The sequence below is a fragment of the Pseudomonas sp. HN2-3 genome, assembly GCF_020691745.1.
Lineage (GTDB): Bacteria > Pseudomonadota > Gammaproteobacteria > Pseudomonadales > Pseudomonadaceae > Aquipseudomonas > Aquipseudomonas capeferrum.
In genome coordinates this window covers 911818-923879 of the sequence record NZ_CP085704.1, presented here as the reverse complement: position 1 = coordinate 923879, position 12062 = coordinate 911818, and the positions used below count along the sequence as shown (strand labels likewise).

The window sequence follows — 12062 nt, the reverse complement described above, 5'->3', positions numbered from 1 at the left end:
TCCACTGGATGGCCGCCCGCCTGACCTATCGCAGGGCCTTGTAAGTGCTGGCATCCCAGTGTTGCAGGCCAAGGCCTTCTCCTGGGTCATAGCTTTCGCCGCTCACTTGGCTGAAGTGCGCCTGGGCTTCGCCGCAGTGCACCAGCCGGTCGTCCTTGCTGCCTTCGGTGAAGACGGTATACGACTCGCTACGCATGGCCTGGTATTGCTCATCGGCAGTGGCCATGGCCAGGTGATGCTGCATCAACTGTTCGTCATCCAGCGCCAGTCGCCTGTCCAAATCGACACCCCAACGGGTCAGGCAGACTTCGGCGAAATGCCGCACGATCAAACCGGGCTCAGTCAGCACTTTGCCGTCGCCCGCGCCATTGGCCGACGCATTGCCGACCAAGGTGGCATGCCGGCCCGGCATCGGATAAATGCACATGTGCGTGCCGCTCTCTACAGAGGGGATCACGCAGGCAAAACCTTTGGAGCGCTCATCCCGCGAATAGAAACCGACGTACTCTCTGACATTGCCCGCCAGTTTCACCCGTTGCGTCTGGATGTTGCCAATGCCTGGCACCGGGTCGATGGCAAAAATGTTGACCGGGATATCTCGCAGCACCGGGTCTTGCGCCATCGCATTGGCCAGCATATGGCAACTGATACCACCCCGGCTCCAGCCCACCAGGTTGACCTGGGTGGGCAGGCGCGGCTTGCGGAACATGCTGATGATCCGCTCCTGCAATTCCTGCGGGGTTGGGTGGCGGTCTCCATAGTCGTAGGTTCGCCAGAACCAGGATGCCGTTGCGGACGCATCCGGGATCGGTACGCCCGCGTCTTTGAGCCTTGTGTACGCGTCCTCGCTAAGCTTGGTGCGCTGCCAGTTACTTTCGCCCTTGATGACTTGCAGCACATGGTTCACGTTTTCGTCCCAGCCGCGGCCGAACAACTGGCCACTCCAGTTGAAGTAGCCGCCTGGCTCGACGAACAGGTTGTCGTCCTGAAGGTTGCCGCTACCAGGCCCATCGACTGCAATCCAATGAGCGAACTCGAACCCTTTATCGTTGCTGGCCAACGTCGAGACCAGTTCACCGTTCCAGAAATTGGGGTTTGCATCATCGAAACGGTTGGAAGCGGTACCGCAGAAATAGGCTGTGAATACACTCATTGGAATACCTGAACAGGAAGAATGAGTGCTGAAGGTATTGGCGTGCATAACGGGCAGGCAGACGGAAGGCCAACCTCCTGCCCGATGGGGGCCGCGTTGCGGCCCCGCGCGGTTTACTTGTGGGTCAGGCCATCGGCCCTGAACATCTGGCGGATACCGCGGATCGCCTGGCGTATACGGTCCTGGTTCTCGATCAGAGCAAAGCGCACGTGGTCGTCGCCGTAATCACCAAAGCCGATACCTGGCGACACGCAGACCTTGGCCTCGGCCAGCAGCTTCTTGGAAAACTCCAGCGAGCCCAGGTGCGCATACTCCGGCGGAATCTTCGCCCAGACGTACATCGACGCCTTGGGGTTCTCGACCATCCAACCCAGCTCGTGCAAGCCCTTCACCAGCAGGTTACGGCGCTGACGGTACTGCTCGGCGATGTCCCGCACGCACTGTTGGTCACCTTCCAGCGCGGCGATGGCGGCCACCTGCAAGGGCGTGAAGGTGCCGTAGTCGTGGTAGCTCTTGATGCGTGCCAGGGCATTGACCAGCTCTGGGTTACCCACCATGAAGCCGATACGCCAGCCGGCCATGTTGTAGCTTTTGGACAAGGTGAAGAACTCCACCGCGATGTCTTTGGCCCCGGGCACCTGCATGATCGACGGCGCTTTCCAACCGTCGTAGACGATATCGGCGTAGGCCAGGTCATGCACCACCAGCACGTCATACTGCTTGGCCAGGGCCACCACCCGCTCGAAGAAGTCCAGCTCGACGCACTGCGCGGTGGGGTTGGACGGGAAGCCGAGGATCATCATCTTCGGCTTGGGGATGGACTCGCGAATGGCCCGTTCGAGCTCATTGAAAAAATCCACACCCGGCACCAGTGGCACCGAGCGCACCTGGGCACCGGCTATCACTGCACCATAGATATGGATCGGGTAGCTGGGGTTGGGTACCAGCACTGTGTCGCCCTGGTCGAGGGTGGCGAGCATCAGGTGGGCCAGGCCTTCCTTGGAGCCGATGGTGACGATGGCTTCGCTTTCCGGGTCGATGTCGACCTCGTAGCGCTCCTTGTACCAATTGGAGATGGCCCGACGCAGGCGTGGGATGCCGCGGGAGGTGGAGTAGCCGTGGGTGTCTTCGCGCTGGGCGACCTGCACCAGCTTCTCGACGATGTGCGGCGGGGTGGCGCCATCGGGGTTGCCCATGCTCAGGTCGATGATGTCTTCGCCACGGCGGCGGGCGGCCATCTTGAGCTCGGCAGTGATGTTGAAGACGTAAGGGGGGAGACGATCGATGCGCGCGAAGCGGCGCGGCAAACCTGGGTTGGCCATGGTTTCCTCTGCAGACGTAAGCGCCCGGAACCGTCCGAGCGACGTTGGCCGATATAGCGGCCTGGATCAGAAGATAGTGCCGAAACAGGATACCTGTAAAGGACAATTTCCTGTTTTATTATATTTTTTCAGATGTATTTTTTGAAAATTAGAATTTTATGTTTTCAGGGCCGGCCTCTTCGCGGGGCAAGCCCGCTCCCACAGGGTTATACACAGGCATTGGGACTTGCCCTACACCTGTGGGAGCGGGCTTGCCCCGCGAAGAGGCCGGCACAGGAGAACACCCATAAAAAAACCCCGGCACATGGCCGGGGTTTTCGTGTAACAGGCAGCGGTATCAGCGTGCGTAGGTCATCAGCACGTCCGCAGCGGTCTGGCTGTCCACCGACATCATCACGCTCAGGGCGGTAACGGTGAGGATGGAGAAGCCAAACACCTTGCGGGCCCACTTGCTGTCGTCCTCGGCCTTGTAGCCACCCCAGGCCATATACAGCCAGTACAGGCCCATGGCTGCCGCCACGGCCATGTAGCCGAGGCCGGCGTAACCGCCGAGGGTAAGCATCAGGGTCGCGAGCACGAAGGCCAGCACGTAAAGCACGATTTGCTTCTTGGCAGCAAGAATGCCGCGCGCCACCGGCAGAACCGGGATGTTGGCAGCGCTGTAATCCTTGAAGCGGAAGATGGCGATCGCGAAGCTGTGCGGCATCTGCCACAGGCTGAACATCACCAGCAGGGTCACTGCAGCCAGGTCGAAGCTGTTGCTGACGGCGCAGTAGCCGATCACAGGAGGCATGGCACCGGACAGGCTGCCGACCAACGTGCCGTGCACCGATTTACGCTTCAGCCAGAGGCTGTAGAAACCGACGTAGACGATGAAACCGATCAGCGCACAGAACGCCGACAGTGGGTTGGCCTGGACATACAGCAGGCTGAAACCCGCCACCCCAAGCAGGGTGGCGTAGATCAGCGCGAGGGTCAGCGACATGCCGCCCTGGACCATGACGCGGTTCTTGGTACGTTCCATCTTGATGTCGATGTCGCGGTCGATGCAGTTGTTGAACACACAACCGGACGCCACCACCAGGGAAGTACCAACCACCACCGCCAGGAACAGGGCGAAGTCCACATGGCCCTTCGCGGCAAGGAAGAATCCGCCTGCCACGGAAAGCACGTTACCGAAAATGATCCCCGGTTTGGTGATTTGGATAAAGTGCTTAACGGACATGCAGTCTTACCTCACTTGGCCATCATTTCGATGTGGATGTTGAACATGATCCACAGCGACAGGCCGACCAGCAGTGCAATTACCATGGCGGTGAACAGGAACGTCGACACGTTGGAACGCTGCTCTTGCGAGCGGTCCATGTGCAGGAAGTACACAAGGTGCACTACCACCTGGATGACGGCCATGGCCACCACGACCAGGACGGTCAGGTTCTTCGGCAGGCTTGGGAACATCACCAGGCCGAACGGGATCGCGGTCAGGATGATCGACAGAACAAAGCCGACCATGTAGGACTTCACGCTACCGTGATTACCTTCGTGATGAGTGTCGTGTGCGTTAGCCATTACAGAACCCCCAGCAGGTAAACGACGGTGAATACGCAGATCCAGACCACGTCCAGGAAGTGCCAGAACAGGCTCAGGCAGCTCATGCGGGTCTTGGCGGTCGGCGTGATGCCGTGCTTGTTGATCTGGTACATCATGATTGCCATCCAGATCAGGCCGGCAGTCACGTGCAGGCCGTGGGTACCGACCAGCGCGAAGAACGCCGACAGGAAGCCACTGCGCTGCGGGCCGAAGCCCTCGGCGATCAGGTGATGGAATTCATAGATTTCCATCGCGATGAAGCCTGCACCGAACAGGAAGGTCACAGCCAACCAGCCCAGTACACCTGCTTTATTGCCAGCGAACATCTTCAGCATGGCGAAGCCGAAGGTGATCGAGGACAGCAGCAGGAACGCGGTTTCTACCAGCACGAAATCGAGCTGGAAGATGTCATGACCCGACGGGCCGCCGGCAAAACTGCCGGACAGCACCGCGTAGGTGGCGAAGAGCGACGCAAACAGGATGCAGTCGGTCATCAGGTACAGCCAGAAACCGAGTACGGTCATCTGGCCCGAGTCGTGGTGGTGGTCGTCATGCCCATGGTCGTGACCATGAGCAGCGCCGTGCATTACTTGACTGGACATTGATTACACCCGCTCAAACGATTCGACACGTGCGCCGGCAGGCAGAGCACCTGCTTTGGCCAGCGCTTTCATGCGCTCGCCTTCGATGCGCGCCACTTCTTCGGCCGGAACCATGAAGCCTTGGTCGTCACGCGCGGCGTGGCGAACGAAGACAGCGATGGTTGCAACCAGGCTTGCGCCAACCAGCCACCAGATGTGCCAGATGAAGGCAAAGCCGAAGACGGTCAGGAACAGGCCCATGAACAAACCGGTAGAGGTGTTGCTCGGCATGTGGATGGCGTCGAACTTGGTCGCCGGCTTGTAGGCAACGCCGGTTTCCTTGGATTCATGCCATGCATCCAGACCAACCTGCTCAGGCATGTGGGCGAAGTTGTAGAACGGAGGTGGCGACGAAGTCGACCATTCCAGGGTACGACCGCCCCATGGGTCGCCGGTCACGTCCAGGTTCTGGTTGCGGTCGCGGACCGAAACGTAGAGCTGGATCAGCTGGCAAGCGATACCGAACAGGATCAGCACGGCGCCGACAACGGCTACGTACAGGTAGGGTTCCCACAGTGGGTTGTCGGAGTGGTTCAGACGACGGGTCATGCCCATGAAGCCCAGGGCGTACAGCGGCATGAACGCAACGTAGAAGCCCGAGATCCAGAACCAGAAGGCAGCTTTGCCCCACTTCTCGTTCAGGGTGAAACCGAAGGCTTTCGGGAACCAGTAGGCGAAGCCGGCGATGTAGCCGAATACCGCACCACCGATGATCACGTTGTGGAAGTGAGCAATTACGAACAGGCTGTTGTGCAGAACGAAGTCGGCACCTGGTACTGCCAGCAGAACGCCGGTCATGCCACCGATGGAGAAGGTGATCATGAAGCCCAGGGTCCACAGCATCGGCGCGGTGAAGCGCACACGGCCCTGGTACATGGTGAACAGCCAGTTGAACAACTTCACACCCGTCGGAATGGAGATCAGCATCGTCGCCAGGCCGAAGAAGGTGTTGACGCTGGCGCCGGCACCCATGGTGAAGAAGTGGTGCAGCCATACCGCGAAGCCCAGGATGGCGATTGCGCCCGATGCGTAGATCATCGAGTGGTGGCCAAACAGACGCTTGCCGGAGAAGGTCGAAGTCACTTCCGAGAACACGCCGAAGGCCGGCAGAATCAGGATGTAAACCTCAGGGTGACCCCACGCCCAGAACAGGTTGACGTACATCATCGGGTTCCCACCAAGCTCGTTGGTGAAAATATGGAAGTCCAGATAACGGTCAACAGTCAGCAGAGCGAGTGCAGCGGTCAGAATCGGGAAGGAAGCAACGATCAGCACGTTGGCCCAGGTGCAGGTCCAGGTGAAGATCGGCATGTCCATCAGTTTCATGCCAGGTGCGCGCATCTTCATCACGGTGACGAGGAAGTTCACACCGGTAAGCGTCGTACCCAATCCGGAGAGCTGTAGCGCCCAGATGTAGTAGTCGACACCCACTCCAGGGCTGTACTGAATGCCCGCGAGCGGCGGATAGGCAACCCAACCGGTCTTGGCGAATTCGCCGACGCCCAGGGAGATGTTGACCAGCAGCACGCCTGCCAGCAGCAGGTAGAAGCTCAGGGAGTTCAGGAACGGGAAGGCAACGTCACGTGCACCGATCTGCAGAGGAACCGCAAGGTTCATCAGGCCGGTGAAGAACGGCATCGCCATGAAGATGATCATGATCACACCGTGAGCGGTGAAGATCTGGTCATAGTGTTCAGGCGGCAGGTAGCCTTCGGAGCCGCCGGTAGCAGCAGCGAGCTGTGTACGCATCATGATGGCGTCGGCAAAGCCGCGCAGCAGCATGATCATCGCGACGATGATGTACATCACCCCGATTTTCTTGTGGTCGACCGTGGTCAGCCACTCGGTCCACAAGTAGGTCCACTTGCGGAAATAGGTGATAAGGCCGACGACAGCGATACCGCCGAGCGCGATCATGGCAAGCGTCACCATGACTATCGGCTCGTGATAGGGTATCGCCTCCAGGCTTAATTTACCGAACATCTCTTACTCCTCTGCACCGGCAGCTGGTTGCGTACTCGATTCCACACCCGTGGTGGTGGCCAGATCTTTGCTGCCTGCTTCTTCGTGGACCGGCTTGCCGCGGTTCATGCCTTCGTACTTGTCGACGATGGTCTGGAACAGCTCCGCTGGCGCCTCGCTGTACAGCGCGACTGGGTTGTATTCGCTAGGTTTGGCCAGTGCTTCGTACTCGGCCTTGCCCAGTTTCAGAGGCGACTGCTTCACTTCGGCGACCCACTTGTCGAAGTCTTCCTGGGAAGTGGCAGTAGCCTTGAATTTCATGCCGGTGAAGCCAGCACCGCTGTAGTTGGCGCTGATACCGTCAAACACACCGTTCTCGTTGGCGATCAGGTGCAGCTTGGTGGTCATGCCGGCCATGGCGTAGATCTGGCCGCCCAGGCCCGGGATGAAGAACGAGTTCATCACGGCGTCGGAGGTGACGCGGAAGTTGACCGGAGTGTTAGCCGGGAAGTTGATCTTGTTGACCGTCGCGATGCCCTGCTCCGGGTAGATGAACAGCCACTTCCAGTCCAGTGCGACCACGTCGATCTGGATCGGCTTGACGTCCGAATCCAGCGGACGATACGGGTCCAGCTTGTGGGTGGACTTGTAGGTGACATAACCCAGCGCGATGATGATCAGGATCGGGATGATCCACACCGCAGCCTCGATCTTGGTCGAGTGCGACCAGTCAGGCGTGTAGGTCGCAGCCTTGTTGGAAGCACGGTACTTCCAGGCGAACGCCACGGTCATGATGATGACCGGAATCACCACCAGCAGCATCAGGCCGGTAGCGATGAGGATGAGGTTCTTTTGCTCAATGCCGACCTGACCTTTCGGGTCGAGCAGGGTCCAGTTGCACCCACTGAGTAAAAGCATGCCTAAAAAGGGCAATATGCCAAACAGTCTGGGGTAACGCTTTTTACTCATCTCACGACCTCTAGATCAGCTTGCTTCAATGCAATTTGTGTTTTGGTAGCCAACACTTCGTCCTGCCAAGTGAGGCATTTCGCGCCCGTACTCGCTCCTGCCTGGGGTCCGACTGCAGGACCTTGGCTCAAGCGTGTTAGCGGTGCTTATGGTTTCGTAGGCAACAGGCCTGTACTTCAGACCAAGTCCATTTGGTGCGGGAAAACGCGGAGGGGTGTCCGCTCGGTATCGCCGCTGGGCGAAACTTGACGAAGTCAGCAAAAGGGAGCGCTGGGGCTTCCTTCAATCCTGCGACTCGCAAGCAGTGCCGAACGGAAATTGGGGGCGATTGTAGATAGGTCGCCAACCCTTGACTATGACTTATTGAGCAACAGTCTTTTACAGAATACGTAACAATGCACCCCGAAGAATCAACTTCGCGACAGTTTGTCGCACCCCGCCCGGTAGCCCTCAAAGCCGCATTCTACAAGGCTTCGTGATTGATCTGGATCAAGCGGGGAGCAACTTTCTGCGCATCTCACACGGTGCAAAAGACCTCACACAATTCGGGACTTTTGTCTAAGACTGACGTCGGTTGCGGTAGATACCCAGCGGTACCAGAATGGCGGTGAGCACGAACGCGACCAGTGCCCATTGCGCCAGCGACAGACCGAGGATCGGTGGGTACGGCGTGCTGCAGAAGCCGTCGACCTGGAACGCCAGTGGCCACAGCTTGGCCAGGGGCAGGTCATCGACGATTGGCTGCAGGGTATCGATGCCGCAACTGACCATGGGGTTGGCGAGTATATACACATGGTTGCCGGCCGCAACGATTCCGCCCACCGCGCTGAGCACCACCAGGCCTTCGAACAAGGTCAGGCTGCGGCGCCCCGGCATCGCGGCGGCGATGAAGGCGAACACGGCGATAAACAGAAGGGCATAACGCTGCAGGATGCACAGCGGGCAAGGCGCCTCGCCCAGCACCACTTGCATATAGAGGGCGCCACCGATCAGCGACAGGCAGATCAGCCCTAGCAGCACCAGAAAGCGCCGTTCCCGATTCAGGCGCGATGTTTGTTCGTTCATTGCCGATTCCTTCGATGGATAGTGGCCGCGTGGTCCGCCTGCCTGTGCGCAATTCTACACGCTGGGCAGGGCCTTTTGAGCGTGCCGAGGTGGCGGCGTGATGGCACTGCGCGGGTTATCCGGAGATGGCTGAGACCGGCCTTGGCGACGTCGGTTCAACGCGCCACGGCAAAAAAGCGGCTACCCGGGTGCCGCACAGGGGCAAGCCCCTCGACACCCGGGAGTGAAGGATACCGTGATTAAAGGAGGATTAAAGATGAAAGGTTCGGGGCCTGTTTCATCTCTCCTTTATATAGATGAGGTGCTCTGGGTAGGCACGGCCTTGTCGGGCGCCTACCCACAATAGGCGCAGGTTACTCCAGCGCCGCCGCCGGCCCGAAGAACTCGTAGCGGCTCTGCTGTTCAGGCACGCCCAGGCCCTTGAGGTGACGTTTGATCACTGCCATGAAGCCCTTGGGCCCGAGGAAGTAGGCATCGACGTCACGCTCACGCCCCAGCCACTGCGCCAACAGCTCCTGGCTCAGCAGGCCCACGGCATCGGCCTGGTCGTCGGCATCCTGCTCTGCGTAGCAATAGAAGCGCTTGAGCTGCGGGTGGCGCTCGGCCAGCCCATCGATCCAGTCACGGAAGGCGTGCACGGCACCGTTGCGCGCGCAGTGGATGAAATGCACCGGGCGCTGGGTCGCAAGCGCCGCTTCAAGCATCGCCAGGGTCGGGGTGATACCCACACCACCACTGATCAGCACCAGCGGCTTGTCGCTGGCGGCCAGGGTAAAATCGCCCGCTGGCGGGAACAGTTGCAACGTCTCGCCCACGACCAGTTCGTCATGCAGGTAATTGGAGACCTTGCCACCGGCTTCGCGCTTGACGCTGATGCGGTATTGCTTGCCGTCGCACAGGGCCGACAAGGAGTAGTTGCGACGCTGCTCTGCACCGTCAATGAACAACTGCAGGCCAATGTACTGCCCTGGCTCAGCTTTGAGCACCGGCTTGCCATCCACCGGCGCAAAGTAGAACGAGACGATCTCGCTGCTCTCCTGCTCGCGGCGTACCAGGCGAAACGCGCGGGTACCGCGCCATCCACCGGCGGCTTGTTCCTTCTCTTTATAGAGGCTTTCTTCGGCGCCGATGAGGATGTCGGCCAACTGGCCATACGCGGCGCCCCAGGCAGCGATCACTTCAGGGGTGGCGATTTCCTTGCCGAGCACTTCTTCGATGGCACGCAGCAGGCAGCTGCCGACGATCGGGTAGTGCTCCGGGAGGATCTGCAGCGCGACGTGCTTGTTGATGATCTGCCCGACCAGGCCACCGAGCTGTTCGAGCTGGTCGATGTGGCGGGCATACATCAACACGCCGTTGGCCAACGCACGTGGCTGGTCGCCGCTGGCCTGGTGGGCCTGGTTGAACAGCGGGCGTACTTGCGGGTACTCGTTGAGCATCATCTTGTAGAAGTGGGTGGTCAGTGCTTCGCCGCCGCTTTCCAGCAGGGGTACGGTGGCCTTGATGATTGCACGTTGTTCGGCATTGAGCATTGCAACGACTCCTGAGCCTGTGGCTTGAAATGATTGCATTAGGCATTTCACCAATCGTGCCAACTTTTATCCCTAGCAAAATCAGTGGGTTGACGCAGGCCATGTCATAATGACCTAGGTCGGCGTATAGTCATAATGACCAATAGGAGTCCTTATGACTGCAAAGCCCCTGCTCACCGCCCTCCTCCCCCTGGTCAGCGACCTGTCCCGCGACCTGAGCGACCACGAACGTTACCGTCGACTGCTTCAGGCCATGCGTGGGCTGTTGCCTTGCGACGCTGCCGCGCTGCTGCGCCTGGACGGTGAGTGGCTGGTGCCTCTGGCGGTGGATGGGCTGAGCGCCGATACCCTGGGCCGACGCTTCAAGGTCAGCGAGCACCCGCGCTTCCAGGTCTTGTTGAGCCGCCCGCAACCCACTCGCTTCCCCAGCGATTCGGAACTGCCCGACCCCTACGACGGCCTGGTCACCGCCGCCGATGCCGACCTTGAAGTGCATGACTGCATGGGCTGCCCCTTGATGGTCGATGAACGCCCGTGGGGCCTGCTGACCCTCGACGCACTCACCCCAGGGCAGTTCCAGAGCCTGGAACTGGATGCCCTGCAGGCCTTCGCCAGCCTGGCCGCCGCCACGGTGACGGTGGCCGAGCGCATCGAACACCTGGCCCTGCGCGCAGAAGACGAACACCACCGCGCCGAGATCTACCGCCAGGCCAGCACCCAAGACAAGCAGCTGATTGGCCAGAGCGCCGCGCACAAACGCCTGGAAGAGGAGATACGCCTGGTCGGCGGCAGCGAACTGACCGTGCTGATCACCGGTGAGACCGGCGTCGGCAAAGAGCTGGTGGCCCAAGCCCTGCACCAGGCCAGCAACCGTGCCGACAAGCCCCTGGTCAGCCTCAACTGCGCCGCATTGCCCGACACCTTGGTGGAAAGCGAACTGTTCGGCCACGTGCGCGGCGCCTTCACCGGCGCCCATGGCGAACGCCTTGGCAAGTTCGAGCTGGCCAATGGCGGCACGCTGTTCCTTGATGAAGTCGGTGAACTGCCACTGATGGTGCAAGCCAAGCTGCTGCGGGTGCTGCAGAGTGGCCAACTGCAACGCCTGGGGTCGGACCGTGAGCACCGGGTCGACGTGCGCCTGATCGCTGCCACCAACCGTGACCTGGCAACAGAAGTACGCGACGGCAACTACCGCGCCGACTTCTACCATCGCCTGAGTGTGTACCCGCTGCACGTGCCGCCGCTGCGTGAACGTGGGCGTGATGTGCTGCTATTGGCGGGCTATTTCCTCGAACAGAACCGTTCGCGCCTGGGCCTGAACAGCCTGCGCCTGAGCAGCGAAGCCCAGGCCGCGCTGCTGGCCTACGACTGGCCAGGCAACGTGCGTGAGCTGGAACACCTGATCGGTCGCTCGGCACTCAAGGCGCTGGGCCAGCACCCTGACCGGCCACGCATCCTCACCCTGGATGCCATCGACCTGGACTTGCGTGTCGCCCCCGCGTTGCACCCCCTGCCCTCACCCACCCCGCTGCAAGCGGCGTCTTTGCCCGAGGGTGGGCTGCGTGAAGCCATGGATGACTACCAACGCCAGGTCATCGAAAACTGCCTGCAACGGCATGCAGAAAACTGGGCCGCCGCTGCGCGCGAACTGGGCCTGGACCGCGCCAACCTCAGTAGGCTGGCGCGTCGGCTGGGGCTTCGCTGAGGGCTATCTACCAAAGGATTAACCCAGAAAGCCATCTGGTTGCTTCCTGCTGGGCTGCTATATCTCCCTAACCACCGGTATCACGGCCGTCATGGTCGAGGCTGCGCGCAACACGTTCTTTCA

The 12062-nt window shown here is 60.2% G+C and carries 10 protein-coding genes; 1 reads left to right on the top strand and 9 read right to left on the bottom strand.

Annotated elements, in window-relative coordinates:
* Window positions 1-25 precede the first annotated feature (25 nt).
* The 9 genes from LJX93_RS04135 to hmpA form a co-directional block, all read right to left on the bottom strand.
* Window positions 26-1153 (bottom strand): hypothetical protein, encoded by a 1128-nt coding sequence (locus tag LJX93_RS04135; protein ID WP_227696773.1) that lies wholly within the window; start codon window positions 1151-1153, stop codon window positions 26-28.
* Window positions 1154-1266: 113 nt separating this feature from the next.
* Window positions 1267-2475 (bottom strand): alanine transaminase, encoded by a 1209-nt coding sequence (gene alaC / locus LJX93_RS04130; protein ID WP_033701220.1) that lies wholly within the window; start codon window positions 2473-2475, stop codon window positions 1267-1269.
* A 337-nt stretch (window positions 2476-2812) separates the two neighbouring features.
* A complete protein-coding gene (gene cyoE / locus LJX93_RS04125; protein WP_047583869.1) occupies window positions 2813-3700 on the bottom strand; it encodes a heme o synthase in 888 nt (295 codons plus the stop codon).
* 11 nt (window positions 3701-3711) lie between these two features.
* Window positions 3712-4044 (bottom strand): cytochrome o ubiquinol oxidase subunit IV, encoded by a 333-nt coding sequence (gene cyoD / locus LJX93_RS04120; protein WP_033701225.1) that lies wholly within the window; start codon window positions 4042-4044, stop codon window positions 3712-3714.
* A complete protein-coding gene (gene cyoC / locus LJX93_RS04115) occupies window positions 4044-4667 on the bottom strand; it encodes a cytochrome o ubiquinol oxidase subunit III (RefSeq protein ID WP_033701226.1) in 624 nt (207 codons plus the stop codon). Before cyoC ends, cyoD begins: the two co-directional genes overlap by 1 nt.
* A 3-nt stretch (window positions 4668-4670) precedes the next feature.
* Entirely contained in the window at window positions 4671-6689 is a 2019-nt protein-coding gene (cyoB, locus tag LJX93_RS04110; protein WP_033701227.1) for a cytochrome o ubiquinol oxidase subunit I, read from the bottom strand.
* Between the two features lie 3 nt (window positions 6690-6692).
* Window positions 6693-7637, bottom strand: coding sequence for a ubiquinol oxidase subunit II (cyoA, locus tag LJX93_RS04105; RefSeq protein ID WP_012316183.1), 945 nt, complete (start codon window positions 7635-7637; stop codon window positions 6693-6695).
* 558 nt (window positions 7638-8195) lie between these two features.
* Window positions 8196-8702: a disulfide bond formation protein B gene (locus LJX93_RS04100; RefSeq protein ID WP_033701229.1), complete on the bottom strand. Its 507-nt coding sequence runs from the start codon at window positions 8700-8702 to the stop codon at window positions 8196-8198.
* Between the two features lie 353 nt (window positions 8703-9055).
* Window positions 9056-10234: an NO-inducible flavohemoprotein gene (gene hmpA, locus LJX93_RS04095; RefSeq protein ID WP_156310420.1), complete on the bottom strand. Its 1179-nt coding sequence runs from the start codon at window positions 10232-10234 to the stop codon at window positions 9056-9058.
* A gap of 154 nt (window positions 10235-10388) precedes the next feature.
* On the opposite strand from hmpA, the gene norR reads away from it, so the two are divergent.
* Window positions 10389-11939 (top strand): nitric oxide reductase transcriptional regulator NorR, encoded by a 1551-nt coding sequence (gene norR / locus LJX93_RS04090; protein WP_047583867.1) that lies wholly within the window; start codon window positions 10389-10391, stop codon window positions 11937-11939.
* Window positions 11940-12062 lie beyond the last annotated feature (123 nt).